The following is a 26,262-nucleotide window of genomic DNA, read 5'->3' as shown; positions in this document are numbered from 1 at the left end:
CAGCGCGTTGAGCAGCAGCCCCATCATCGGCTGGGTCGCCATCATGACCGATGCGGTCAGCGCGCCTTCGTCGCCGGCCAGCTGCTGGCCCAGGAACACGAACGACCCGAACCCGCAAAAGCCGATCCCGCTCGATCCGCCCGTGACGATCGCCGTACGTTGCTGTTCGCTGCCCGTCATGACCTGCCCTCCTGACTGTCGACGTGGGTTGACAGGGACATTCTGGGCAGCGCAGGGTGATAGGTAAAATACGAATTTGATGACCTACTGATACACGGACGGTATCGCATGATCGATCTGCGCCAGTTCAGGCAATTCGTCGCGGTCGCCGAGACGCTGAGCTTCCGGCGTGCAGCCGAGCGGCTGCACATGGCGCAGCCGCCGCTCAGCGCGGCGATCCGCAAGCTCGAGGACGCCCTGGGTGTCGCCCTGCTCGAACGCGACAACCGTGGCTCGCGGCTCACGCCGGCCGGTGACGCGTTCCTGCTCGAGGCGCGGCGTGCGCTCGAGCAGGCCGAGCGCGCGGTGGCCGTGGCCCGCCGCACGGGCGCGGGTCTCGGCGGGACGCTGCGGCTGCGCTTCGTCGACAGCACGGTCAACGCACTGCTGCCGCTGATCCTGCGCGCCTTCCAGGAGCGGCATCCGGACGTCGATTTCCAGCTGGAAGAAGGCACGACCGCCGAGCAGGTGCTCGCGCTGCGCCAGGACCGCACGGACGTCGGCCTCGTCGTGCTGCCGGTGGCCGAGGCCGGCGACGTGCGCGTCGAGCCGCTGCTGCGCGACCGGATGGTGGCCGCGGTGCCCGACGGCCACCGGCTCGCGCGCCGCAAGCGCATCGCGCTCGCCGAGCTGGCGGACGAACCGTGGGTCATGTTCGCCGCGCACCATGGGCCCGGCATGCATGCGCTGATCGTCACCGCCTGCGCGCAGGCCGGTTTCGCGCCGCGCGTGGTCCAGCAGCCGCGCCAGATGCAGACGACGGCCGGGCTCGTCGCGGGCGGCATCGGCGTCGCGCTGATGCCGCGCCTGTTCGTGCCGATGCAGCCGCCAGGCATAGCGTTCTGCGAACTGAAGGAGGCGGGCAGCCCGCTGGCGTACGAGCTGGCGATCGCCTACCGCACGCCGTCGCCGCTCGTCGATGCGCTGCGCGAGACCGCGCGCAACGCGGTCGGTGAACTGGGGCTGGTTGCCGCGACGTGACCGCGCGCATTGCGCGCGCGGCGGCCGTCAGTCGCCGACGACGCCGAACACGACGTCGAGCACGGCCTGCCGGAACGCCTCCGGCCGCGTCGGCAGCGACGTGAACTCCAGCATCATGTGGCTGTACGACACCGTCATGCCGATCGCGCTCGCGATCATGAAGAACAGCATGTTCGGATCGACCGGGCGGATCGTGCCCGCCTCGACCGCCTCCGCCAGCAGTGGAAACATCGCATCGTGATACGGGCGCACGAGCCGCTCCTGCAGCCGGTCGAGCCGCGCGCCCTCCTCGGTCGCCGCGGTCGAGAAGAACATGCCGATATCCGGCTCCGCGAACTCGTGATCGACGCACAGCTCGAGCGCGCGCCGCACGCGGTCGCGATGCGGCAGCGACGACGCGCGCAGCGCGCGCAGCGCATCGAACAACGGCTCGGCTAGCTCGACGATCTGCTCGACCACGGCCAGCCACAACGTTTCCTTCGCGCCGAAATGATGGGCGATCAGCGCCGCGTCGATGCCCAGTTCGCGCGCGACCTCGCGCACGCTCGTCGCGTCGTAGCCGCGCTTCGCGAAGGTGCGGCGCGCGGCCCGCAATATCACGTCCGGACCGACGGACGCATCCGCCAGCGGCCGCCCGCGCGTACGCCGCTTCGACGGCGCGCGCTCAGTGACTTCAGCCACGTTTTCCTGCTCCCCTTGATTGGTTCGAATGCCTATGTTCGGGCCCCGGTTTCACGTCCCGTAACGAGGCTGCCCGCCCGACTCCGTTGACATGCGGAGCCGGGAAGCGCTAGGATCATACCTTATTCATCACGTGATGATTTATCCATGACAACCCCTACACGCATCGTCATCGTCGGCGGCGGGATCGCCGGGCTGCAGCTTGCGACCCGCCTGGGCGAGCGTCTCGGCCGGTCCGGGCGGGCGCAGGTCACCGTCGTCGACCGCAGTCCGACGCACATCTGGAAGCCGATGCTGCACACGATCGCGGCCGGCACGCGCGACGTCCAGCAGCAGCAGGTGATCTTCCTCGCCCATGCCCGCGACCACGGCTACACGTACCAGCCCGGCGAACTGAAGGGGCTCGATCGTGCGCGCCGCCGCGTGCAGCTTGGCGAGATCCGCTCGCAGGACGGCGCGGTGGTGATCGAGGCGCGTGAACTCGAATACGACGTGCTGATCCTCGCGCTCGGCAGCCAGGCCAACGATTTCGGCGTGCCGGGCGTGCGCGAGCACTGCTACTTCATCGACAGCCAGCAGCAGGCCGAGACCTTCAACGAAGCGTTGCGGATGCGCGTGTTCCGCAGCATCGCGCGCGACGAACCGTTTCGCGTCGCGATCGTCGGCGCGGGCGCGACGGGCGTCGAACTCGCGGCGGAGCTGAGCCGCCTGCTGGAGGTCGCGCAGGCCTATGGCGACGAGACCGTGCGCGAGCGGCTGCAGCTCACGCTGCTCGAAAGCGGCCCGCGCATCCTGAACGCGTTTCCGCCGCGGATTTCCGCGTCCGCCCAGCGGCGGCTCGAACAGATCGGTTTTCACGTGCTGACGTCGACGCGCGTCACGTCGGCCGATGCGAACGGATTCCACTACGGCGACGGTTCGTTCGCCGAAGCGGACCTGATGGTCTGGGCAGCCGGCGTGAAGGCGCCGGATTTCATGCAGGCGCTCGGCGGGCTCGACACGAACCGCGCGAACCAGGTCGTCGTCGGCCCGACGCTGCAGGCCACGGGCGACGAACGCGTGTTCGCGATCGGCGATTGCGCGAGCCTGTTGCCCGATGGCCACGAGCGGCCGCTGCCGCCCACCGCGCAGGTCGCGACGCAGCAGGCCGAACATCTCGCGAAGCACCTGCCCGCGTGGCTCGACGGCACGCCGATGCCGCCGTTCGCGTTCCACGATTTCGGCGCGCTCGTATCGATCAGCGACTACGACGCGTTCGGCACGCTCGGGCAGTTCGGGTTCTTTCGCGGCGGCTTCATCCAGGGGCGTTTCGCGCAGTTCAGCCACCTGATGCTCTACCGGCGGCACCAGCAGGCGCTGCACGGTTTCTCCAAGGCGACCCTGCTGTGGATCGCCGAACGGATCAACGGCTGGGTGCAGCCGCGCATCCGCCTGTCGTGATGCCGCGCGTGGCGGCACCACGTAACGTTTCGAGGGACATGACATGAACAACCCTGCAGCGCCCTGGCTCATGACCGTCGCCGCGATCGGCAGTTTCGACATGCCGTCCGTCTCGTGGGGCGGCCCGCGGCGGCGCACCGTCACGCGCGACCGGTTGCCGTCGTGGGACGCCTCGAGCAAGCCGGCCATCAGCGTGCTTGAGCGGCCCACGGCCGACACCGTGATGATTTCGTGGCGCGACGCGTGCACCGGGCATTACGGCTACCAGAAATGGCGGCTGTTCACGACGCGCAAGCGCGGCGTATGCGCGCTGTCGGGGCGCGCGATCGAAATCGGCGACAGCGTCTACGCGCCGCAACTGCTCGGCTCGACGCCGGGCAACGCCGCCGCGATGGTGCTCGCGGCGTGCATCGACACGGTGGAAGCCGTGTGACGTGCGGGCCGCCCGTGTTTGCCCGCATCGTCGCAACAGCGCACGGGAATATTTCGAATGCCGATGCAATGATGCTGCCAGGCACGCTTGCCTGAACGACGCGCTTGCATCCAGGGCACGATTCACTAGTATCTGAACACGCATCCGCGCCCGGCTCGACGCTCCTGGAGTGTGCTCCATGCCCAACGTGCATTTCGCCCTTCCCCGCCTGTCCGATGCCCGCCACGATCCGAGACGCTTCGACGCGGGCGACGGCGCATGGTTGAAACGCATGGGCCTGCAGACCAGCGACGACGAAGCCGCCAAATGCATACTGCAGATCGGCGGCCCGTCGTTCGCGGCACTGACCTGGCCCAACCTGCCCGAACGCGCGGTGCAGCTGGCAGCCGACTTCGTCACGCTGATGGGCCTTCTCGAAGATACCTGCGGGCTGGTCGCGAAAAGTCCGCAGCGTGTCCGCGATTTCCTCGCGCCTTACTTTGCGTTGACCTGGGATCCGGACGACCGGTCCGTCGCGCGCGACACGCCGCTGATTCGCGCCTTTCTCGACATCTGGCATCGCGCATCGCACGACATGTCGGAACACTGGCGCCGCCGCACGCAGGAACACTGGCGCCAGTTCTTCAACGGCTGGCTCAGGGAAGCGGACTGGCATGCCGCCGGCCGGTACCCGAGCCTGTATACCTTCTGGGAACCCCGTCGCGAATCGGTCGGCGCCCGCGTGCTGCTCGATCACCTGGAGGCGACCTGCGGATACGAAATCGCTCCGCGCACGATTGCCCATCCGGCGGTACGCCAACTGGGCGATCTCAGTCTCGACACCGTGTTTCTCGTCAACGACGTCTTCTCGTACGAGCGCGAAAAGCACCTGGGGGAAGTCCACAACTTCGTGATGGTGCTGGAGCGGGAACGCGGGTGGCCGCTCGATCGCGCCATCGACGAATGCCGGCGCCTGGTGGACGACGCCTATCGGGAATTCACGCGTCAGCAGCACGCGCTACGGCAAAGCGACGTGCTGCCGGCCGCCGCCGGCGAACAGGAATGGCGGCAGCTCGAGCACTACGTCGGAATGTGGCACGACCTGATGCGCGGAAACTACGACTGGCACATCTTCATGTACGAAGACGGCGGACGCTATATCCGGGACGACCTGGCCAACACGTCGTATCTCGAGCACGTTCCCGTCGGGGCGGGTACGGCAGCCCGCCCCTGAAGCGGGGAAACCTCCCCCGATCGCGGCCCGACGGCGGCCGTCGGGCCGTCCGAGGCCGGTCAGGAACCGATCGCCGAGCCGGCCGGCGTGCGCGGATCGCCGTTCTGCCGCTCGAGTTCGGCATCGAGATGCGCGGCATGCGCCAGTGCTTCGGACTCCGACATCAGCTCGCCCTCCCACTTCGCGACCACCGCGCTGGCAATCGAATTGCCGACCGCGTTCGTGGCCGAGCGCCCCATGTCGAGGAACGTGTCGACGCCAAGAATCAGCAGCAGCCCGGCTTCCGGGATGTTGAACTGGTGCAGCGTCGCCGCGATCACGACGAGCGACGCGCGCGGCACGCCGGCCATCCCTTTCGACGTCAGCATCAGGACCAGCAGCATCGTGACCTGCGTGCCGAGCGACAGGTGGATGTTGTAGGCCTGCGCGATGAACAGCGACGCGAACGTGCAGTACATCATCGAGCCGTCGAGGTTGAACGAATACCCCATCGGCATCACGAAGCTCGAGATCTTGCGGCGCACGCCGAACCGGTCGAGCGCATCGAGGATCTTCGGGTACGCGGCTTCCGAGCTCGCGGTCGCGAACGACAGCATGAACGCTTCCTTGATCAGCACCAGCAGCCTGAACACCCGGCGGCCGAGGAACAGCAGCCCGGCGGCGACGAGCGTCGTCCACAGCAGCATGAGGCTCATGTAGAAGTCGCCCATGAACACCGCGAACTTCAGCAGGATCGACAGCCCGTTGACCGCGACGGTCGACGCCATCGCGGCCATCACCGCGAGCGGCGCGAGCTTCATCACGTAGCCGGTGATCTTCAGCATCACGTGCGCAAGCTGGTCGATCGCGGCGACGAGAATCTTGCCATGCTCGCCGAGCGCCGACAGCGCGACGCCGAAGAACATCGAGAACACGACGATCTGCAGGATCTCGTTGTTCGCCATCGCCTCGGCGATCGATTTCGGCACCATGTGGCCGACGAAATCCTTCAGCGTGAACTTGGACGTCGCGAGGTGCGCGGACGCGCCGATATCCGGCAGCGGCAGCCCGAGGTTCTCGCCGGGCCGCAGCAGGTTCGCCATCAGCAGGCCCAGCAGCAGCGAGACCAGCGACGCGGTGACGAACCAGCCGAACGCCTTCACGAACACGCGCCCGACCGACGACGCGTCGCCCATGTGCGCGATGCCGACGACGAGGGTCGAGAACACCAGCGGGCCGATCACCATCTTGATCAGCCGCAGGAACACGTCGGACACGAGCGAGATGTAGCCGGCGATTTCCGCGGCCGACTGCTTGTCCGGAAGCTGCGTGTAGATCAGGTAGCCGATGAAGATGCCGGCCGCCATCGCGAGCAGGATCCAGCCTGCCGCTGACATTCGTTTGTTCATGACGGAGTCCGTGCACGGTAAAGGGGTTGACGGATAAAACCGCGCGCGAGCCGTGCCGTGCCGCGGGGCGCGCGTGGCAAGCCGGTCGGGCTTGCGAGTGTCCGCGAACGGACCTGCCGCCGCCGCGACGGCATTCGCGAGAAAGCGAACACCGGCGGCGGCAGTTCAGCGGGATGCGACCGGCTCAGTAACCGATCGCCGAACCAGCCGGACGGCGCGGATCGTTGTAGCCGTAGATGAAACCGGGCCGCACGTTGCCGGACACCGACGAATCGTTCCCGGAACTCTGGCGGCTCGCCGCTTCGGTGCCCGGCAGGCCGACCAGGATCAGCTCGGCGGCCCCCCAGGGCGTCTGCTCGACCATCTTGTAGCCCATGTTGCGCAGGATCGCGAGCGTATCGGGCGACAGGCCGTAGGTTTCGTAATAGACCTCGTCCGGCAGCCACTGGTGATGGATGCGCGGCGCCGCGACCGCGTCCTGCGGCGTCATCCCGTAGTCGATCACGTTCAGCACGGTCTGCAGCGTGATCGTGATGATGCGCGAGCCGCCCGGCGACCCGACCACCATGAACACCTTGCCGTCCTTCTTGACGATGGTCGGCGCCATCGACGACAGCGGACGCTTGCCCGGCGCGATCGAGTTGCGCGTGCCCTGCACGAGGCCGAACAGGTTCTGCGCGCCGACCTTCACCGTGAAGTCGTCCATCTCGTCGTTCAGGAAGAAGCCCGTGCCCGGCGCGATGACCACGGCGCCGAAACGGCCGTTGACCGTATAGGTCGTCGACACCGCGTTGCCGTCGTGGTCGACGATCGAGTAATGCGTCGTTTCCGGCTTCTCGTGGACGCCGACACCGGGCTGCACGTCGACCGACGGCGTGGCCGTGTCGGCATGGATGCTCTTGCGGATCTGCGCCGCGTATTCCTTGCTCGTCAGCTTCGCGACCGGGTTGTCGATGAAGTTCGGATCGCCGAGCAGCGTGTTGCGGTCTTCGTATGCATGGCGCATCGCTTCGGTCATGTAATGGACCGCAGCGGCCGAGTGATAGCCGAGCTTGCGCAGGTCATACCCTTCGAGGATGTTCAGCGTCTCGCACATCGTCACGCCGCCCGAGCTCGGCGGCGGCGCCGACACGAACTCGTAGCCGCGATACGTGCACGTCAGAGGCGCCATGTCCTGCGCGCGGTAGGACGCGAAGTCGGCGGCCGTGATCACGCCGCCGCCGCGCCTGGCGGCCGCTTCGACGATCTTCGGAATCTCGCCGTGATAGAACGCGTCGGGCCCCTGCTCCGCGATGCGCTCGAGCGTGCGGGCCAGGTCCTTCTGCACCAGGCGGTCGCCCGGCTGCAGCGGCGTGCCGTCCGGGCGCAGGAAGATGCGCGCGGCTTCCGGGTCCTTCCTGAAGCGTTCGACCGTCGTATCGAGAATGTCCGTATCGCCGCGCGTCAGCACGAAGCCGTCGCGCGCGAGCCGGATCGCCGGCGCCATCACCTGCTTGCGCGTGAGTTTCCCGTACTTGCGCTGCGCGAGATCGAGGCCGGCCACCGTGCCCGGCACGCCGACCGCGCGATAACCGTACAGGCTCTGCTCCGGAATGACGTTGCCCGCCGCATCGAGATACATGTTCGCGGACGCCGCGGCCGGCGCGGTCTCGCGGAAATTGATGAAGCGGTCGCGGCCGTCGGCCAGGTGGAGCGTCATGAAACCGCCGCCGCCGATGTTGCCGCAGCACGAATTCGTCACGGCCTGCGCATAGCCGACCGCCACCGCCGCGTCCACCGCGTTGCCGCCCGCCTTCAGGATGTCGACGCCGATCTGCGACGCGAAGTGCTGCGACGACACGACCATGCCGTTCTTCGCTTCGACCGCCGGGTCCGATGCGGCGAACGCGCACACGCTCACGGCCGACAACAGGGTGAGTACTACGAGCCGCCTCATGACGGAATCCTCCAGACAAATAAACCGGACCGGGCCGGCATGCGTCGCTCGACAACCATGTAATAAACGATACATTTCAGCGAGGCGCGATCATAGCACTCGTTTTTTTGGGCCAAAACCTAGGGTTATCACTGAATCCAAGGCGGTGATTCGTCAAGAAAAATCCCTTCACATGTTTATTTCATTACACTCATGCACGCGCCATCGGAACAGGCGAGACGTCCCTCCCATATCGGGACGGTCGCGGCCCGCCGTCCGTCGATCGGCTAACATGCGCGGAGTCGCCTGCAGACTCAGGTCTGCCGTTTGTCATTCAGATAAGAGAGCCGGAGTGCCCGATGGGGACGAGCATCAGGGCGTTGCTGCTATCCCAGATGGATAGCTTCACGCCGTCGGAACAGAAAGTCGCGCAGGCGTTGCTGGATCGCTATCCCAGTCTCGGGCTGGGGCCCATCGCGCAATTCGCCAAGCAGGCGGAAGTCAGCGACCCGACCGTATTCCGCTTCGTCGTCCGCATCGGTTTTCCGAACTACTCGTCGTTCCAGCAGGCGCTGCACGACGAGATCGACACCGCCATGAATTCGCCGCTCGCGCGGATGGACGCGTTCCACTCGGAAACGGGCATGCGCGACAGTCATGCGGCGATTTTCGAGCGGCTGTCCGGGTCGCTCGCGGCCACGATCGACAAGCTCGACGCGGCGGCATTCGACGCCGCGGTGGCGGTGCTGGCCGATCCGGGCGTGCGCGTCTTCTGCGGCGGCGGGCGCTATACGGCGCCGCTCGCGTCGCTGTTTTCGTTCACGCTGGCCTACGCGCGGCCGCATGTCCACCATGTCGAGCCGAACGTGAATCTCGCGTCGGCCGCACTGGTCGACATGGGGCGCGACGACGTGCTCGTGATCTTCGATTTCCGCCGTTACCAGAAGGACAGCATCCGCTTCGCGCAGGCCGCGCACCGGCTCGGCACGCGCATCCTGCTGATCACCGACGAATGGCGCTCGCCGATCGGCGAATTCGCGGAAATCGTGCTGCGGATCCAGGGGCGCCCGTTCGCGATGCTGCAGACCAACGTGCCGGCGCTGGCGCTCGCCGAAGCGCTGGTGATCGGCGTGACGAACCGGCTGCCGGAACTCGCGCGGCAGCGGATGGAGAAGATCGAGCGGCTCAGTACCGGGGGGATCGAGCAGGATACGAATCAGCGGGATTTGCCCGAATGACGATCGCTCGCCATCCGGGCCCGGCCCTCAGCTCTCGACATCCTCGAGACTGAACACCTCCGTCTTGTCGTTGTACGAAAAGACTTCGCCGTAACGGCCCCAGTCGATCACCGCGTCGAGCGTTTCCTCGGCTGCTTCGTCCGACAGGAAATCCTCCAGTTCCTGCTCGAAGCGCACGCGCGGCGCGCGATGGCCCGGGCGCTCGTTCAGCACCTTCCTGATCCGGGCCGCCAGCGGCACGTGCTTCAGCAGGTGATCCGCAAACATCAGCTTGCGCTCCTGCGTGCCGAATTCCGCGAACACGCGTGCGGGCGGCGTCAGGAACACGTCACCTTCGCGCACGTCCGCGAAACCGAGGTGCTGCAGCACTTCGGCGATCGGGAACAGTTCGTCGACTTCCAGATGCAGCGTACGCGCGATTTCCGGCATGTCCGCGCGGCCGTGGTACGGCGCCATCGCGAGCGTCTCGATCAGGCCGGCCATCAGGTTGGTCGACACGCGCGGCATCCAGCTGCCGAGTTCGAGCCCCTTCTTCGTCGCCTCGCCGGTCTGGCGCGCCGTCATCTTCGCGTAGATGTCGTCGACCAGCTTGCGGAAATCGGTATCGAGCCGGTTGCGCGGATGCTTGAACGGCACCTTGATCTCGGCGATCACGCGGCCCGGGTTCGACGACAGCACGAGGATCCGGTCGCACATGAACACGGCTTCCTCGATGTTGTGCGTGACGATCAGCACCGACTTGATCGGCATGCGGCCCTGCGTCCACAGATCGAGCAGGTCGGTACGCAGCGTTTCGGCCGTCAGCACGTCGAGCGCCGAGAACGGCTCGTCCATCAGCAGGATCGTCGGATCGACCACGAGCGCGCGCGCAAAACCGACGCGCTGGCGCATGCCGCCCGACAGCTCGCGCGGGTACGCGTTCTCGAAGCCGTCCAGACCGATCAGGTCGATCGCGGCCAGCGCGCGCTCGCGCCGCTCGCGCGCGCCGACGCCGAGCGCCTCGAGGCCGGCTTCCACGTTCTGCAGCACGGTGAGCCACGGGAACAGCGCGAAGGTCTGGAACACCATCGCGACGCCTTCGGCCGGGCCGGTCAGCGGCTTGCCGAGGTAGGTCACCTCGCCGCCGGTCGGTTCGATCAGGCCGGCGATGATGCGCAGCAGCGTCGACTTGCCCGAGCCGGAACGGCCGAGCAGCCCGACGATCTCGCCTTCGCGCAGCGACAGGTTCGCATCGTCGAGCACGAGCAATTCGCCCTGCGTCTTGTTGAAGCCGCGGTTGACGTGCTCGACGCGCAGGATTTCCTCGCCGAGGCGCGGCGGCTGCAGCGGCTGGGACGTCTTGGCGGGTGCGTTGATAACGGTCGAATTTGGTTGCATCGCGCTTACTCTCAATCGAGACGGAGCCGGGATTCCGCGTAGGCGTACATCGGACGCCACAGCAGACGGTTGAACAGGGTGACGAACAGGGACATCACGGCGATGCCCAGGATGATCTTCGGGAAATCGCCGGCGGCGGTGGTCTGCGCGATGTACGCGCCAAGGCCGTGCGCAATGACCTTCGTGTCGCCCCACTGCACGAACTCGGACACGATGCTCGCGTTCCATGCGCCGCCCGACGCGGTGATCGCACCGGTCACGTAGTACGGGAAGATGCCGGGCAGGATCGCCTGCCGCCACCACTGCCAGCCGCGGATGCGGAAATTCTTCGTCGCTTCCTTGTAGTCGTTCGGATAGGACATCGCGCCCGCGATCACGTTGAACAGGATGTACCACTGCGTGCCGAGCACGATCAGCGGCGACAGCCAGATGTCCGCGTTCAGGTGGAAGTGGACGATCACGATGACGAACACCGGAAACAGCAGGTTGGCCGGGAACGCGGCGAGGAACTGCGCGAGCGGCTGGATCTTCTCGGCCAGCTTCGGACGCAGCCCGATCAGCACGCCGAGCGGCACCCAGACCAGCGACGCGATCGCGATCAGCACCAGCACGCGCAGCAGCGTGATGAGCCCGAGCACGAGCACGTGGCCGACCTCGCCCATCGTCACGCCGGTCGCGACGAAGCTGACGACGCGCCACGCGACGTACGCCGTCAGCAGGATCACGAACGCGCCCCACACGATGTCGCCGAGGCGCGATGCGCGGCGCGACGATGCGCCGCGCGAGCGCGCGCCCTTCCGCGACGGCACGCGCAGCGGAATCCGCGCGGCCTGCGACAGCAGCCAGCCGGCCGGCACGAGCAGCTGATGGATCAGGTGCGTGCGGCGCATCATGTCGAGCAGCCAGGATTGCGGCGCATCGCCCGACGCGGTGTTCTCCATCCGGAACTTGTCGGCCCATGCGACGAGCGGCCGGAACAGGAACTGGTCATAGGCAAGGATCACGACCGACATCGCGACGATCACCCAGCCGACCGCGCCGAGGTTCTTGTCCGAGATCGCCTGCGCGAGATACGCGCCGATGCCCGGCAGCGTGATCGTCTGGTTGCCGACCGTGATCGCCTCCGACGCGACGACGAAGAACCAGCCGCCCGACATCGACATCATCATGTTCCAGATCAGGCCCGGCAGCGAGAACGGTACGTCGAGCTTCCAGAACCGCTGCCACGGCGTCAGGTGAAAGCCGCGCGACACTTCGCTCAGGTCGCGCGGCACCGTGCGCAGCGACTGGTAGAAGCTGAACGTCATGTTCCACGCCTGGCTCGTGAAAATCGCGAAGATCGCCGCCAGTTCGGCGCCGAGCACGCGGCCCGGGAACAGCGCGAGGAAGAACGTGACGGTAAACGAGATGTAGCCGAGCACCGGCACCGACTGCAGGATGTCGAGGATCGGGATCAGCACCATGCCCGCACGGCGGCTTTTCGCGGCGAGCGTGCCGTAGACGAGCGTGAACGCGAGCGACGCGACCATCGCCGCGAGCATCCGCAGCGTGGTGCGCAACGCGTATTCGGGCAGGTTCGACGGGTCGAGCGAGATCTTCTGCGTCTGCAGTACGCCGATCGGCGCCATCGTCTCGTGAAAACCGACGATCGCCATCGCGAGGATGCCGATGATCAGCGGAAACGCGACGGCGTCCCAGCGATTGGGGAGCACGCGCCACGCGGACGCGTTGGCGGTGCGATTCGGGTCGAAGAAACTGAGATCCATCGGTAGCGTGTTGTGTCGAATTGAAAGTCGATGGGTCCGGCCGCCGGTCTCGCGGCCAGGCGTCGCGCCCCGCGGCGCGAATCAGGACAGCCCGTGCGCAGTCATACCGGCAGCCCGTACGCGCCGGCCATCCCGGCCGTCAGCCGCGCGACGAACAGCAGCAGGAACGGCGGGACCGCGCGTTCCTTGACGGGACTCGGCTCGGCGTCGGGATGAACGCCGACATGGGCGATGCCGCAGGCAACGATCAGAAAGAACCGCACGAGGCGGGTCGTGCGCGTGCGGCGGCCGACCGCGCCGCCCGTTTCCGTTGCCGCGAGGTTCGGCATGAAGGGGCTCCGGAGAGAGGTGATTCGGAGTCGCAGGCTATCGGTCGGCCGTGACGCAAATATGACGTGTCACTTACAGGACATTGACGGGTCATCCTCCCGGCATCGCGCGGCGCCCCGGAAGCCGCGAACACGGGGGGTCGACCGCGTCGCGCGCGGGAATAAATCCGCCGCTTCGCCGGTATCGCATCCGAAGGCGCCGGCTTATTCCAGGACGATCCGGCCGTCCGGTTTCGTCACACGATTGCGAGGCTCCCATGTCTTCATCGACCCCTACCCGCCCGTCGCGCCGCAAGGCCCTGCAATGCATGGCCTTCGGCGGCCTCGGCACGCTGTTTACGCTGTCGGGCGGCATCCTGACGCCGTTCGACCTCGCGCTCGCGCAGACCGGCGATGCACGCCCGGCCGCCGCGGGCAAGCCGCTGTTCGTGCAGATCAGCGATACGCACATCGGCTTCAACAAGGACGCGAATCCCCATGTATCGGCCACGCTCAAGCAGACGATCGAACTCGTCAACGGGATGCCCGCGATGCCGGCGCTGGCCATCCATACGGGCGACATCACGCACCTGTCCAAGCCCGAGGAGTTCGACCACGCGTCGCAATTGCTGGCCGCGCTGCGCGTGCCGGAACTGCACACGGTGCCCGGCGAGCACGACGTCACCGACGGGTCGGGCGCCGAGTATTTCGGCCGGTTCGGCAAGGCGTCGGACAACCGCGGTTATTACAGCTTCGATCACGCGGGCGTGCATTTCATCGGCCTCGTCAACGTGATGCACTTCAAGCCGAACGGGCTCGGCAGCTTCGGCGACGACCAGCTCGCATGGCTCGCGCAGGACCTGAAGGGCCGCTCGTCGAGCACGCCGATCGTGGTGTTCTCGCACATGCCGATGTGGACCATCTACGAACCGTGGGGCTGGGGCACCGGCGACGCGCCGCAGACGATGGCGCTGCTGCGCCGCTTCGGCTCGGTCACCGTGCTGAACGGGCACATTCACCAGATCGTGTCGAAGGTCGAGGGCAACGTGACGTTCCATACCGCGCGCTCCACCGCGTTCCCGCAGCCGACGGCCGGCAACGGCCCGGGCCCCGTGCCGCTCACGGTGCCGCGCGACCGGCTGCCCGCGATGCTCGGCGTGACGACCGTCGAATTCGCCGGCCATCCGGTTGCGTCGTCGCTTCACGACACGACGCTGGCCTGATGAAAACAAGGAGAACGACATGATCCGCTTCATGCCAACCCGCACCGTCGCCGCGCTGATCCTGTGCGCGGCCGCCGCCGGCACGCCGCTCGCCGCGTTCGCGCAGGGCCCGACCGGCCCGCTCGTGACGATCCGCAATTTCATGTTTTCGCCGATGTCGACCACGATCAAGGCCGGCACGACCGTCACGTGGAAGAACCTCGACGGCGAACCGCACACCGTCGTCAACGATGCCGGCATCTTTCACTCGGCGGCGCTCGACCAGGGCGACACCTACTCGTTTCGCTTCGACAAGCCGGGCGTCTACAAGGTGTTCTGCGGGATTCACCCGTACATGAAGGAGACGATCACCGTCGAATGACGCGGCCCGCCAAACGACGCGAACGAACGGCGGGCGGCATCGGCCTACAATGATCGCCGTCCCATTCGCCCGCGTGGCAGACGGAGCCGCCCATGCCCAGGATCGACCTCGGCGCCGTGCCCGAACGCCGCGGCAGCGGCTATCCGCGGCCGTTCGACGCGCCGTGCGCGCAGCGCGTCCGCCAGCGTCTCGGCGACGCGGGCGGGCTGCGCGACTTCGGCGTCAACCTGATGCGCGTGCCGCCGGGCGGGTGGTCGGCCCAGCGGCACTGGCATTCCGACGAGGACGAATTCGTCTACGTGCTCGAAGGCGAGCTCGTGATGATCGAGGACGGCGGCGAGACCGTGCTGCGCGCGGGCGACTGCGCCGCGTTTCCGAAGAACTCGGGCAACGGTCACCACCTGGTCAACCGGTCGGACGCGGTTGCCGTCTATCTCGAAGTCGGCTCGCGTTCGCCGGACGACGTGATCACCTGCCCGGACATCGACCTGATGAGCCCGAGCCGCGACGGCCGGTTCCTGCACAAGGACGGCACGCCTTACCCGGACGCGTGACGCCGGCCGCGCCAAAGGGTCGGACGCGAGCGGCAACGCAAACGCGGGCCGCCGTCGCGCGGCGGGCGACGCCGCGCGATCGATCGCCTAAACTGAATCGAACTGTTCGGATCCGACCCACCGTCATACGCAGCGAGGCAAGCCATGACCGCGAGCCAGCCGGCACGAATGGACCTCCCCGGGCAAGTCGTGCTCGTGCTCCAGGGCGGCGGCGCACTGGGCGCGTTCCAGCTCGGCGTGTTCCAGGCAATGGACGAAGCCGGGATCCGGCCCGACTGGGTGGTCGGCACGTCGATCGGCGCGATCAACGCGGCGCTGATCGCGGGCAATCCGCCGGAGCAGCGCTACGACAAGCTGTCGGCGTTCTGGCGGCGCGTGACCGAGCGGACCCGTTTCGACGTCCCGCCCCTGGTGCCCGGCTGGGACCGGATGCTGGCCGAGCTAATGATCATCGGCGGCGGCATCACGGGCTTCTTCCAGCCCAATCCGGCGTCGTGGTTCGGGCCGCTGGCTCGCCTCGGCGTCGATCGCGCGTCGTACTACCGGATCGCGCCGCTGCGCGACACGCTCGCGTCGCTGGTCGATCCCGACTTGCTGAACGCGGGCCATCCGCGCCTGACCGTCAGCGCCGTCAACGCGTGTACGGGCACGATGCGCTATTTCGATTCACGCGATACACGGCTCGGGATCGAGCACATCATGAGTTCGGGGGCGCTGCCGCCCGCGTTTCCGGCGATACGGATCGACGGCGCGCCGTACTGGGACGGCGGCGTGTATTCGAATACGCCGGTCGAGGTCGTGCTCGACGACAACCCGCGCCGCAGCTCGATCATCTTCTCCGTGCAGATGTGGAATCCGGCCGGCCCCGAGCCCGAGAGCATCTGGCAGGTGTCGGAGCGACAGAAGGACATCCAGTACGCGAGCCGCACCGACAGCCACATCGCGCGCCAGCAGCAGATTCACCGGCTGCGCCACGTGATCCGCGAGCTGGTCCGGCACGTGCCGGAAGCCGACCGTGCGTCGCCCGCGGTGCGCCGGCTCGCCGCGTGGGGATGCGAGACGACGATGCACCTGATCAAGCTCGCCGCGCCGCGGCTCGACGGCGACAATCAGTTGAAGGACATCGATTTCACGCCGGCCGGCATCGCGGCGCGCCGGCAGGCCGGCTACGACGCGGCGAAACGGGCGATCGCCGCGCGCCCGTGGGACGTGCCGACGGATCCGACGGAAGGCTTGACGGTGTACGATCCGGACGCAGCGCCGGTCGCCGAAAAAACGGCATGACGCGCGGATGGCGCGGCCGCTCGCCCCGCACGCTCAGGCGCGCGCGGCCCGGACACGGGCGCGGCCGGCTTCGCTCACTTCGACCTCCGCCACGCCGCCGGGCGCATGGTGCCGGACCACGTAACCGCGCGCGCACGCCTCCTCCCAGACCGGCAGGCGCGGGCACGACGTGCGCCATGCGTCGATCACCTCGTCGTACGGCCGCGCGCCGGGCCCGATCCATTCGAGCAGGTCGAGGATCAACGGCTCGATCGATGCCGCTTCGTGCGCGAGCACGTCCGGGTTGACCACGTGGATCGGCTGTCCGGCCGCATAGGACACGATCTGGTCGAACACATCCGAGAACTGCGTTTCGTATTCGTCCTCGGTCACGTAGCCGATATGCGGCGTGCACACGACATTGGGCAAACGCAGCAACGGATGCCGCGGGTCGCGCAGCGGCTCGGTCTCGTACACGTCGAGCGCCGCCATCCCGGGCCGGCCGGCCTGCAATGCCGCCTCGAGCGCGCCCGCGGCGACGAGGCCCGCGCGGCTCGTGTTCACCAGCAGCGCATCGGGTTTCATCCGGCCGAGATCCTCGGCCGTCACGATGCCGCGCGTGGCGGGCACGAGCCGCATGTGCAACGAAAGCACGTCGCAGGTTTCGAAGAAGGTGCGCTTGTCCGGCGCCGTGTGCCAGCCGTCGTCGCGGGCGCGCTGCCGCGACGCTTCGCGCGCCCAGACCAGCACGTTCATCCCGAACGCGGCGCCGTATCGGGCGACCTCCGCACCGATCCGGCCGTAGCCGTAAATGCCCAGCGTGCGCCCGCGCAGCGTCCGGCCCACGCCCGTTTGCCAGTGGCCGGCCTGCAGCGCGCGCATCTGCTGCGGAATCTGGCGCACCGCGGCCAGCACGAGGCCCCAGGTGAGTTCGGCAGCCGCATAGGACGGCGTGCCGGCATGCTGGTTCGACGACACGATCACGCCGTGTGCGGTGCACGCGTCGATGTCGATATGCGGATACACGCTGCGCTGACTGATCAACCGCAGCTTCGGCAACCGGGCGATGAGCGGCGCGCGAATCTGCGTGCGCTCGCGAATCAGCACGAGCACCTCCGTATCGCGCAGGCGTTCGGCCAGCGCGTCGACGTCCTGCACATGGTCGTTCCAGATCGTGACCGCCTGCCCGTCCAGCTTGCGAAAGCTCGGCAGCGTGCGCAGCGTGTCGAAATAATCGTCGAGGATCGTGATGTTCATGGGGACGCTCCTGGGAACGCCGTCATCCTGAACCGCGAACGCCGCGCAGGGAAATGAATTTATGTCGCCGATTCCTGCATTTTTCTGATCGATCGATTCTCGCCGCGCGCGCACCTCGCTCGCCCGCTCACGGCCCTGCCGCCCGCATCGCCGGCGCGGTGCCGGCGACGACCGGACACGATTGCGGCAAGGCCTGCCCGAACAGCACGGCCAGCCCGCAAGCGGACGTGAACATGCCGAGACCGTCATGCCCGACGCCCGGGACTTCGACGACCTGCTGCGCGAGATCGTCCGGGTGCCGCTTCTTCAGGTAGTCGAAATACGCGAGCCCGCGCGCGAGCCGGTACGGGCCCTGCGCCATCGCCGCGCACGAACGGTCGATGAAATGCGTGTACGGATTCGTATCGGCCTGCCCGAGCAGGTACACGACATCGCGCGCCACATAACGCGTTTCGAGTTCGCGCCCATCCTGCGACGCGACGTAAGGCGGCGCCGACTTCAGCCCGTACTTCCATTGCGTCGCGCGCGGGCAGATGCCGCCCGCGATCGCGTCGGCATTCGGCCGTTCGTCGTCGAAATACAGGTAGCTCGACGGGTTCGCGACCACGTAGCGCACGGCGACGCCGCCACGCGCCAGCGCGTCGCCTTCGTGCCCGGCCACGGCGTAACGCTGCAGCAACTGCGCGCCGGCGGAGTGACCGATCACGACGACCGTCGTCAGCGACGGGTACAGGCTGCGGTCGGCGAAATGCGCGAGCAGCGCGTCGAGCGCCGCGAACGAGCTGACCGGCCCCGGCTGGCGCGCCGGTTCGCCGCCCTTCCAGCCTTCCTGCGTCCACGCGAGTGTCGATGCGGGCAACGAGAATGCGCGCGTATCGGCGCGCGTCAGGAACTGCGGCGCGACGACCATCGTGCCGCTGCCGGCCGCGCCGGCCTTCTCGACGACCTGGCGCCCCGACGCGTAATACGTGTCGGCGTTGCGAAGCGTGCCGTGAATCACGATGAACACGCGCACGACGTCGGGCGCGGGCTGATCGAGCGGATGGTCGGCATAGACGGGCAGCGCCGCGCTGCCCTGCGGCGTCGCGACGGCCACGCGCTGGTCGGCGACGGCCTTGACCGGTGCTTCGAGACGTTCGCGCTGGGTAGGTGTCGCGGCTTCGGCCGAACGCACACTGCCCGCCATGCCGATGACGGCACAGGCGATCGAAACCGAGAGCGAAAGTGCGAACGACAGCGCACGGGCGAACGACCGCGCACGCGCGGGCCGGATGCTGGCAAAGGCAACGGAAATAAGGGACATGGCAGCGGATCGGGTTGCGGACAGGACTTTAACGGCGATGGTCGCAGAATCCGTCGCGCGCTGCCGGCCCGTTGTGCAATACGGCTCAGTCGGCCGGCTCGGACACCCGCCCGGCGTCGGCACGGGTTGCGCCCGCGTCGCCGCGCGCCGCATTCCCGCCCGCTGCCGACGGCGGCAAGCCGCCCGCCGTCGCGGCCAGCAGCGGGCGCTCGGGATGCACGAACAGCCACAGCACCGCGCCGCAGGCCGCCGCGGCACCGATCACGACCATCCCGCTGCCCCAGTTGCCGGTGATCTTGACGACGAGCGCGAGCGCCATCGGCCCCGCGACGTTCGACAGTGCGCCCCATACGTTGGTCCAGCCCGACATCACGCCGGCGAACGGCCGCCCGAGATCCTGCGCGGCCGACCACACGACGACCTGCACGAATCCGACGGCCGCGAACGACAGGCACAGCAGCGCGATGACCGCGGCCATCGCCTGCGCGCGCGACGCGGCGACCAGGGCCAGCGCGCTCACGACGAATCCCGCGATCGCGACCGGCGTGCGCGCCCGGTAGATCGAACCCGTTTTCCTCAGCAACCGGTCGCTGACGGTACCCGCGACGAATACCGCCGCGAACACGGCCACCCACGGCAGCGACGCGTACAGCCCCATTGCCTTCAGCGACAGGCCGCGCGCGCGCATCAGGTAGGTCGGCAGCCACGTCGTGTAGAAGCTCTGGATCAGCACGAGCAGGAAGTACTGGATGCCGAAGATCCAGAAACGCCCCAGCCGCAGGCAACGCGCGAGCGAACCCGACACGGCCGTCTGGCCGGGCGGCTGGCCGGCCGCGATGTAGTCCGCCTCGGCCGGCGTGATCAGCGGATGGGACGCCGGCGCATCGCGGTAGCCGAACCACCAGATTGCGCCGAGCAGCAGGCCGAGCGCGCCGAATCCATGGAAGACGGCATGCCAGCCGAAATGGACGATCGTCCAGGCCGTGAGGGGCGCCGACACGATCGGGCCCAGATACAGCCCCGCGAGCAGCACCGCGTTGCCTTTCGCACGCTCGCCGGCCGGAAACCAGCGCTTGAGCGCGACGACGCTGCTGGACCAGTCTGCCGACTGCGCGCCGCCAAGCACCAGCCGGCAACCGAACAACCAGGCGAACGAACCGCCGAGCGGCGTGACGATCATCATCAGCGACCACAGCGTGCTGGTGCCGAACAGCACGCGGCGCGACCCGAAGCGTTCGGCCGCGCGTCCGGCCGGGATCTGGCCGAGCGCATAGGCCCAGAAGTAGATCGTCAGGATCATCGACATCTCGACGATCGACAGGCCGAGTTCGCCCTGGATCGCCGGAGCGGCCACGGCCATCGCCGCGCGATCGAGCGTCATCACGAAGGTCAGCGGCGCGACCAGAAACGCGACGATCTTCCAGCGGAGATGGTTCACGCGGCGCGGCATCGTGCGGCTCCCGAAACCGGCGTCAGACGCCGTGCGGGCCGGACGCCCGGCCCGGCTCGTGCTGCATCCGCCGCACGATCGCGGCCAGTTCGCCGATATGCGCCGGGACCGCCTGCTTGCCCGCACGCGCCCACGCATCGAACGACGTCATGCCGGTCACCGCGCCGACGAACGGCACGCCCGCGCGCTCGGCCGCCTGCGCGTCCACCGCATGGTCGCCGACATAGATCGCGGCGGCGGCAGGCAGGCCCAGCCGCGCCAACGCCAGCACGAGCCCTTCGGGATCCGGCTTGTGACGTTGCACGTCTTCTCCGCCGATCAACACGTCGACCAGCGACTGCAAGCCGTTGCGCTCGAGAATCGCCTCGATCCGGTAGCGAAACTTCGACGACACGATCGCGACGGCGAGCCCTTGCTCGCGCAGCCGTGCAAGCAGCGGCGGCACCTCGGGATAGATGCGCGTGCCGGGCACCATGATCTCGTCGGCACGCGCGACGAAGTGCCGCGCGAACGCATCGGCCCGCGCCGCTTCGGTCTCGCCCGTCAACGAACGGAACATCTGCGGCAGCGTCAGACCGATCACGGCGCCGATCTGCGCGGGTGTCGCGCGTGCCGCGCCAAGCCGATGCAATGCGTATTCCGTGCATTCGACGATCGCCGCGGACGAATCCGCCAGCGTCAGATCGAAGTCGAATATGACGGCCCGAACAGGCATGAATGGACTCCGCGAACGAAAAATGGATCACGCTCGACGCGTGACACGTGACACGTGACCTGGAATGACGATGCGACCGCACCCGCGCGCAGGAGCGGTCAGCGCGCCTGACCGGCTTGTTCGCGATCGGCCGCGTCCAGCCCGTCCGGGTCGCGCTTCGCCCACTCTCTTGCCCACCCCAGCAACGGCTGCAGCGCCGCTTCGAGCCGGCGGCCTTCGGCGGTCATACGATAGCCGCCCTCCCCGTGCTCGACGAGGCCCGACGCCTTGAGCTCGGCCAGCCGCGTGTTGAGCAGACGCGCGTTCGTTTCGCAGGCTTCCTGCAATGCGCGGAACGTGAGCGGCGAGCCGCGCAGCTCCCACAAAATGCGCAGCGCGGTGCGGCGCCCGAGCAGATCCAGCACGACCATGATGGGCCGCCCCGTCGTCGATCCGCGAACGCGTTGTCCGATTCTTGGCGTGGTCATGCTTTACTTTTTAAAGCAATCGTCCGGCGGAGTCAATTGCCTGAATCGAGCTTCGTTTCGGTTTGACTTTCCAACGCGCGATCGTAGACATCGTTATAGGCGAGATTGTCGGCGTAGTCCGACGCGCCGAAACCGGCGAGCATCGGCACGATCGTCGCATGGGCATGCTGCCGCCCCTCGTCGAAGAACCCGGGGTCGTCGCGGCCCGCACGCGCGGCCGGCGCATCCCGGCGACGCTGCCTGCCCGCGTCGCCCGGCCAGTCTTCCGCGAGCCTCGCGGGCGCGCGTCGCGGCATGCCGGCTCGATGGCGATGGATGGCGTATGCAGCGGCGTCAGGCAGCCACGCTTTCGGATGAGCACCGCGGCGCCGTCATCTCGGCCCGGATCTGGTCGACGATATGGGCGGCATCGCGCGCAACGCCGGAGAATCGCCCCGATCCCCACGTGTGCAGCCACGGCAGTCCGACGAAGTAGAGCCCCGGAACCGGCGTCACGCCGCGCCGGTGCGCGGGATAACCGCGGCCGTTGAAGACCGGCGCATCCAGCCAGCTGAAATCCGGGGTGAAGCCGATGCACCAGATGACCGATGCGATGCCGCTCGCCGCGAGATCGAGCGCCGTGCGCTCGCCGGCCGGACGCCACACGGGCGCGTAGCGCGTCGCAGGGGGCGCCGCGATTCCGTTCTTCTCGATATGGGCATCGATGCCGGCGTTGATCCGGTTGTACGTATCGTCCGCGCTGTCGAGCCGCGCCGCCAGATCCGCGGAGAAGCGCAACTGTCCGCCCGTGAAATCCTCCAGCCGGCCGTACAGTTCCATCCCGTCGGCGGCAAAGCGGCGCAGATCGATATCGCGCCCGCCGTCGCGGCCGGTCACATAATGGTTGGTGTTGTCGCGCACGCCTTCGCGCAGCGGATGCGCATCGACCGGCATGTCGTAGTACTGCATGTCGGCCAGCCAGTCGACGACGTCCCTGCCCCGGTAGAAACGGGCGCAGCGAGGCGCATCGCCCACCGCGAGGAACACCTTTCGCCCGGCGAGGTGGAGGTCCTCCGCGATCTGCGCACCCGATTGTCCCGATCCGACCACGAGAACCGGGCCGTCCGGCAACGCGGCCGGATTCCGGTATTCCGACGACTGGATCTGCACGATCGTGGCCGGAAACCGCTCGGCCATCCGCGGCACGATCGGCCGATGGTAGCCGCCCGATGCCACGACGACCCGATCCGCCGTGTACGTGCCGCGCGACGTCGCGATGCGATAGCGTCCGTCCGCGTCGCGCGTCACACGCTCGACGGCGGTGTGTTCCAGCACCGGGGCATCGACGCTGCGGATGAATCCGTCGAGATACTCGACGATCTCGTCCTTCGTCATGAAGCCGTGCGGATCCGCACCGCGATACGGATAGCCCGGCAGCGCACACTGCCAGTTCGGCGTCACGAGACAGAACGCGTCCCAGCGCTGCGTGCGCCACGTGTGCGTCACGGTCTCCTTTTCGAACACGAGATGATCGATACCTGCCTGCTTCAGGTAGTGGCTGATCGACAGTCCTGCCTGCCCGCCGCCGACGACCGCTACGCCGAGACGGGAATCGATATCCGGGAGGCTGGATGAAACAACGGGTTCGCTTGACATGATGCAGTCCTGAATGTGTGTTGGAGACGACGGTGGATTGCCGCGTGCCGGACGCCCTAAACGAGCTCGATGACGGTCACGGTCGCATCGCCCTGCGGAGAAAATCGTTGCGCGTGCGCTTCGATCCGTGCCAGTTCATCCATCGCGGCCGAGCACGCGAACCCGTATTTCTCCCGTACGCGCTCGGACCCGATACCCAGGGCACGCCGGGCTCGCTCGACGAAGTCGTCGAGCGCGTATTGCGTGCCGGGCGTGAAAAATTCCGACACCACGGTCGAAGGCGAATAGCAATTGGTTTCCGACTGGTCGGGCCAACGGACCCGAAAATGCATGACCGGCATGATGCCTCCTCACTTGGCGGACGATGCTTGCGCACGCTGCGCCAGCCTGTCCTGGTAGATGTCCAGATGCCTGCGCGCACTCGCTTCCCATGTGAAGCGGTTCATCAGCGCGGGCACGGCACGTGCGAAATCGGGAGCACGCCGTCCCGAGAGCGCGTCGCGCAGCGCGCCGGCGATCGAATCCACATCGGCGGGATCGGCCCACACACACACGTGCTCGTCCAGATACTCGGTAAAGGGTTCGATTTCGGATACGACCACGGGCTTTCCGCAAGCAAGCCCCTCGAGCACGACCAGACCGAATCCCTCCCGGATCGACACCATCGACACCACGTCGGCGCAGTGCATCAGCGCGACCAGCGCCGCATCGTCGAGCGGCCCCGTCGACACGACGGTTTCGTCGACGCCGATCCCCAGCCCCAGCGCGGCGGCGCGCGCGACGAAGCGGCGCGCGTAAGCATCGTGATCGAGCAGACTCGCGCCGCCCCCGATCACGAGCCGTGCGTCGGGCATCGTGCCGCGCAGCCGGGCGAACGCCTCGAGCAGCGCGATCGAGTTTTTCCGCTGCTCGATCCCGCCGATCGCCAGGACGACCGGCGCGCCGTGCAGGCCGAACCGCTGCCGCACCGCCTGCACGGCCGCCCGATCCGCCCGAGCGAACCGGGAGACGTCCACGCCGTTGGGCACCACGCTTGCGTCGACCCCGAACGTCCCGCGCATCGTGGCCGCCCACGCAGCGCTCACGCACAGCACCTGGTCCGCCGCTCGCCACGCGCGCGCCTGCCAGCGTTCGAGCTGCGGGTCGTCGAATACGTCGAGGTGATGCACGGTCCGTACGAAGCCGTCTATTGCACCCGACTGCTTCAGGTCGGCCAGCGCATTGCCCGTGATGCTGTCCTGGGCATGCAGCACGTCGAAGCCGCTTGCATCGTGCTCCAGCAATGCATGCCTGATCGCGACAATCCGCGCGCGCACCATGTCCGCGACGCTGCGCGGATGGCCATCGACGCGCGCCAGCACGACGCGGCACCGGACGTCGCGGAACATTCTCTCGCCCGGCGCGGCCGGTGCGAACACGGTGACGTCGCTGCCCGCATCGTGCAGCGCACGGGCGAGTTCCAGCGCGTGCACGACACCGCCGCGCGGATTGACCGAGTGGGTGAGCAGCGCGATGCGCAACGTATCGCCGCTCATCGCACACACCCAACAGTGCAGGTGATGAACGGCTCGACCCGGAAATCCCACAGCACCGCCGTTTCGCCCGCCTCTTCGACGACGACCTCGCACGAGGCGTCGATATCGCCGATCACCGCGCACGCGAGCCCGCGCGCCGCGAAGCGTTCCGCGATCGCGTCGGCATGCGCCGGCCGCGCCGCCATCACGAACCCATAGCTCGGAAAGGCCGTCAGCCAGCGATCGAAGTCGACGCCAGGAGGACGCGGGATCGCGTCCAGCGCGATCCGCGCACCGACGCGCGAGCATTCGGCGAGCATCAGCGCCGTCCCGAGCACGCCGGCCATCGAGATATCCTTCGCGGCGTCGCACAGCCCGGCTTCGGCCAACGTCGGCAGAATCTCCAGATCGCCGCGCAACCGGGCCGGCGGCGCGCCGACCGACGCATTCCAGAACGGATATGGCGCCTCGAATGCGCCGCGCAGGTCGACCGCCATCATCAGGCGATCGCCCGGCCGCGCGCTGAAGCTCGACAGCAGCGCGCGGGCCCGGCCCAGGATCGATACGGCAAGTTGCCCCTGCACGCTGCGCGTGTTGCTGTGGCCGCCGACGATCGGCACGCCGTACGCGGACGCCGCCGCGGCCATCCCGGCGAGCACCGGCCGCGCGGCGTCGATTCCGTCGCTCCACAATGCATCGACGACGGCGATCGGCCGCCCGCCCATCGCGTAGATGTCGCTGACGTTCGCCATCACGCCGCTGTACCCGGCAAACCACGGCATCGACTCGACGAAATCGCCGACCATCCCCTCGATCGCAAACAGCAGGTAGCCGTCCGCGTCGGGAATCGCCGCGCAGTCGTCACCGAGCGCGACGGCCTGTGCGAGATCCCGTTCGCCGTTCGGCAATGCGCCCGCGAGCGACGCAACCACGCCGGCGATGTCGTGCTTGTGCTGGAAGCCGCGGCTCGCGCGCAGCGTCGCGATGCGATCCTCGACACTCATTGCGCCCCCTCCAGCCGCAGGACGAAACCCTCGAACGGCGTGCCGCACGGCGGATAGTGTTCAAGCTGGGCCTGCATCAGTTGATGAGGACGTCCGAACAACGTTTCCTCGCCGAGCGCATCCCAGTGAAGCCGAAGAAACAGCGGCACGTTCTGCGATTGCACGTGTGCGACGAAACGCCGGCAACCTTCGGCATGCGCACTGCTGACGGCCAGCGCGATCAGCATCGAGCCGATCCTGCCTTGCCGCCGGAATGCCGGATGCACCGCGAGCCGCGAGCCCATCCAGGTTCCCGGCCCGGTTTCGTGAATCCGCACCGTGCCGACCACCTGCTCCGGCAGCCCCGCGCAGCAACTGACCGCGACCAGCAATTGCGCGTGGCGGTCGATATCGTCGCGATCGTCGCCGGCGAAGATGCCCTGCTCGATGCAGAACACTGCCCGGCGCAGCTTGTATGCTTCGTCGATTTCCCAGGGAAGCGCCGCCCATTTGATCCGGTATTCGGCTGGCCGGTACGGGCTGCTGCTGTCGGCCAGTCCCATCTCTGCGCAGTACAT

General features: G+C 67.7%; 25 protein-coding genes and 2 pseudogenes. 9 read left to right on the top strand and 18 right to left on the bottom strand.

Annotated elements, in window-relative coordinates:
- A pseudogene (locus G3N62_RS11070) lies at window positions 1–180 on the bottom strand (3-oxoacyl-ACP reductase); the annotation flags it as partial.
- A 108-nt stretch (window positions 181–288) separates the two neighbouring features.
- Here G3N62_RS11070 and G3N62_RS11065 point away from each other — a divergent pair.
- Entirely contained in the window at window positions 289–1,200 is a 912-nt protein-coding gene (locus G3N62_RS11065; RefSeq protein WP_124671077.1) for a LysR family transcriptional regulator, read from the top strand.
- A 27-nt stretch (window positions 1,201–1,227) separates the two neighbouring features.
- Here G3N62_RS11065 and G3N62_RS11060 read toward each other — a convergent pair whose 3' ends face one another.
- Window positions 1,228–1,881 carry a TetR/AcrR family transcriptional regulator gene (locus G3N62_RS11060; protein ID WP_124671076.1) on the bottom strand — a complete coding sequence of 218 codons (654 nt, stop codon included), beginning with the start codon at window positions 1,879–1,881 and terminating at the stop codon, window positions 1,228–1,230.
- Window positions 1,882–2,028: 147 nt separating this feature from the next.
- On the opposite strand from G3N62_RS11060, the gene G3N62_RS11055 reads away from it, so the two are divergent.
- From G3N62_RS11055 to G3N62_RS11045, 3 genes are all read left to right on the top strand, one after another.
- A complete protein-coding gene (locus tag G3N62_RS11055) occupies window positions 2,029–3,321 on the top strand; it encodes an NAD(P)/FAD-dependent oxidoreductase (RefSeq protein WP_034189939.1) in 1,293 nt (430 codons plus the stop codon).
- A gap of 43 nt (window positions 3,322–3,364) precedes the next feature.
- Window positions 3,365–3,754, top strand: a complete 390-nt coding sequence (locus G3N62_RS11050) for a DUF3331 domain-containing protein (RefSeq protein WP_034189940.1) — start codon at window positions 3,365–3,367, stop codon at window positions 3,752–3,754.
- 178 nt (window positions 3,755–3,932) lie between these two features.
- On the top strand, window positions 3,933–4,967 hold the full coding sequence (locus tag G3N62_RS11045) for a terpene synthase family protein (protein ID WP_124671075.1): 1,035 nt from the start codon (window positions 3,933–3,935) through the stop codon (window positions 4,965–4,967).
- 59 nt (window positions 4,968–5,026) lie between these two features.
- Here the strand turns inward: G3N62_RS11045 and G3N62_RS11040 are convergent, their stop codons facing one another.
- Together G3N62_RS11040 and ggt are read right to left on the bottom strand one after the other, a co-directional pair.
- Window positions 5,027–6,355, bottom strand: coding sequence for a dicarboxylate/amino acid:cation symporter (locus G3N62_RS11040; protein WP_034189942.1), 1,329 nt, complete (start codon window positions 6,353–6,355; stop codon window positions 5,027–5,029).
- Between the two features lie 184 nt (window positions 6,356–6,539).
- Window positions 6,540–8,291 carry a gamma-glutamyltransferase gene (gene ggt / locus G3N62_RS11035; protein ID WP_034189943.1) on the bottom strand — a complete coding sequence of 584 codons (1,752 nt, stop codon included), beginning with the start codon at window positions 8,289–8,291 and terminating at the stop codon, window positions 6,540–6,542.
- A 338-nt stretch (window positions 8,292–8,629) separates the two neighbouring features.
- Between ggt and G3N62_RS11030 the strand changes: the two genes are divergently transcribed.
- Window positions 8,630–9,508: a MurR/RpiR family transcriptional regulator gene (locus G3N62_RS11030; protein ID WP_034189944.1), complete on the top strand. Its 879-nt coding sequence runs from the start codon at window positions 8,630–8,632 to the stop codon at window positions 9,506–9,508.
- 27 nt (window positions 9,509–9,535) lie between these two features.
- Here G3N62_RS11030 and G3N62_RS11025 read toward each other — a convergent pair whose 3' ends face one another.
- From G3N62_RS11025 to G3N62_RS11015, 3 genes are all read right to left on the bottom strand, one after another.
- A complete protein-coding gene (locus G3N62_RS11025; protein ID WP_206141233.1) occupies window positions 9,536–10,885 on the bottom strand; it encodes a nitrate/sulfonate/bicarbonate ABC transporter ATP-binding protein in 1,350 nt (449 codons plus the stop codon).
- Window positions 10,886–10,896: 11 nt separating this feature from the next.
- A complete protein-coding gene (locus G3N62_RS11020) occupies window positions 10,897–12,651 on the bottom strand; it encodes an ABC transporter permease subunit (protein ID WP_206141232.1) in 1,755 nt (584 codons plus the stop codon).
- 101 nt (window positions 12,652–12,752) lie between these two features.
- Window positions 12,753–12,980, bottom strand: coding sequence for a hypothetical protein (locus G3N62_RS11015; protein WP_059556725.1), 228 nt, complete (start codon window positions 12,978–12,980; stop codon window positions 12,753–12,755).
- 257 nt (window positions 12,981–13,237) lie between these two features.
- Here G3N62_RS11015 and G3N62_RS11010 point away from each other — a divergent pair, with 257 nt between their 5' ends.
- The 4 genes from G3N62_RS11010 (at window position 13,238) to G3N62_RS10995 (ending at window position 16,381) form a co-directional block, all read left to right on the top strand.
- On the top strand, window positions 13,238–14,182 hold the full coding sequence (locus G3N62_RS11010; RefSeq protein ID WP_124671331.1) for a metallophosphoesterase: 945 nt from the start codon (window positions 13,238–13,240) through the stop codon (window positions 14,180–14,182).
- 19 nt (window positions 14,183–14,201) lie between these two features.
- On the top strand, window positions 14,202–14,543 hold the full coding sequence (locus tag G3N62_RS11005; RefSeq protein ID WP_034189505.1) for a plastocyanin/azurin family copper-binding protein: 342 nt from the start codon (window positions 14,202–14,204) through the stop codon (window positions 14,541–14,543).
- A gap of 92 nt (window positions 14,544–14,635) precedes the next feature.
- Window positions 14,636–15,097 carry a cupin domain-containing protein gene (locus G3N62_RS11000; RefSeq protein WP_049031278.1) on the top strand — a complete coding sequence of 154 codons (462 nt, stop codon included), beginning with the start codon at window positions 14,636–14,638 and terminating at the stop codon, window positions 15,095–15,097.
- A 144-nt stretch (window positions 15,098–15,241) separates the two neighbouring features.
- Window positions 15,242–16,381 carry a patatin-like phospholipase family protein gene (locus G3N62_RS10995; protein ID WP_034189503.1) on the top strand — a complete coding sequence of 380 codons (1,140 nt, stop codon included), beginning with the start codon at window positions 15,242–15,244 and terminating at the stop codon, window positions 16,379–16,381.
- A gap of 267 nt (window positions 16,382–16,648) precedes the next feature.
- Here the strand turns inward: G3N62_RS10995 and G3N62_RS10990 are convergent.
- The 11 genes and pseudogenes from G3N62_RS10990 to G3N62_RS10940 all read right to left on the bottom strand — a co-directional run.
- Window positions 16,649–17,617, bottom strand: a pseudogene (locus G3N62_RS10990) (D-2-hydroxyacid dehydrogenase family protein); the annotation flags it as partial.
- 127 nt (window positions 17,618–17,744) lie between these two features.
- Window positions 17,745–18,920 (bottom strand): alpha/beta fold hydrolase, encoded by a 1,176-nt coding sequence (locus G3N62_RS10985; RefSeq protein WP_124671333.1) that lies wholly within the window; start codon window positions 18,918–18,920, stop codon window positions 17,745–17,747.
- A gap of 85 nt (window positions 18,921–19,005) precedes the next feature.
- Window positions 19,006–20,358, bottom strand: a complete 1,353-nt coding sequence (locus G3N62_RS10980) for an MFS transporter (protein WP_167361900.1) — start codon at window positions 20,356–20,358, stop codon at window positions 19,006–19,008.
- A 34-nt stretch (window positions 20,359–20,392) separates the two neighbouring features.
- A complete protein-coding gene (locus G3N62_RS10975; RefSeq protein ID WP_069706345.1) occupies window positions 20,393–21,085 on the bottom strand; it encodes an HAD-IA family hydrolase in 693 nt (230 codons plus the stop codon).
- Between the two features lie 98 nt (window positions 21,086–21,183).
- Window positions 21,184–21,495: a winged helix-turn-helix transcriptional regulator gene (locus tag G3N62_RS10970; RefSeq protein ID WP_226104046.1), complete on the bottom strand. Its 312-nt coding sequence runs from the start codon at window positions 21,493–21,495 to the stop codon at window positions 21,184–21,186.
- Between the two features lie 89 nt (window positions 21,496–21,584).
- Window positions 21,585–21,848, bottom strand: coding sequence for a hypothetical protein (locus G3N62_RS10965; protein ID WP_124671335.1), 264 nt, complete (start codon window positions 21,846–21,848; stop codon window positions 21,585–21,587).
- Window positions 21,849–21,885: 37 nt separating this feature from the next.
- Window positions 21,886–23,187 carry an MSMEG_0569 family flavin-dependent oxidoreductase gene (locus G3N62_RS10960; RefSeq protein ID WP_124671336.1) on the bottom strand — a complete coding sequence of 434 codons (1,302 nt, stop codon included), beginning with the start codon at window positions 23,185–23,187 and terminating at the stop codon, window positions 21,886–21,888.
- Between the two features lie 56 nt (window positions 23,188–23,243).
- Window positions 23,244–23,528, bottom strand: a complete 285-nt coding sequence (locus tag G3N62_RS10955; RefSeq protein WP_034189497.1) for an MSMEG_0570 family nitrogen starvation response protein — start codon at window positions 23,526–23,528, stop codon at window positions 23,244–23,246.
- Window positions 23,529–23,537: 9 nt separating this feature from the next.
- Window positions 23,538–24,722: an MSMEG_0565 family glycosyltransferase gene (locus G3N62_RS10950; RefSeq protein WP_124671337.1), complete on the bottom strand. Its 1,185-nt coding sequence runs from the start codon at window positions 24,720–24,722 to the stop codon at window positions 23,538–23,540.
- Window positions 24,719–25,705 (bottom strand): sll0787 family AIR synthase-like protein, encoded by a 987-nt coding sequence (locus G3N62_RS10945; RefSeq protein ID WP_124671338.1) that lies wholly within the window; start codon window positions 25,703–25,705, stop codon window positions 24,719–24,721. The genes G3N62_RS10950 and G3N62_RS10945 overlap by 4 nt, the downstream gene beginning before the upstream one ends.
- On the bottom strand, window positions 25,702–26,262 hold the full coding sequence (locus G3N62_RS10940; RefSeq protein WP_124607758.1) for an MSMEG_0567/Sll0786 family nitrogen starvation N-acetyltransferase: 561 nt from the start codon (window positions 26,260–26,262) through the stop codon (window positions 25,702–25,704). Before G3N62_RS10940 ends, G3N62_RS10945 begins: the two co-directional genes overlap by 4 nt.

The organism is Burkholderia sp. Tr-20355 (assembly GCF_017104685.1).
GTDB lineage: Bacteria > Pseudomonadota > Gammaproteobacteria > Burkholderiales > Burkholderiaceae > Burkholderia > Burkholderia seminalis.
Note: the sequence above shows the minus strand (reverse complement) of the source record. Positions and strands in the feature narration are given on the sequence as shown.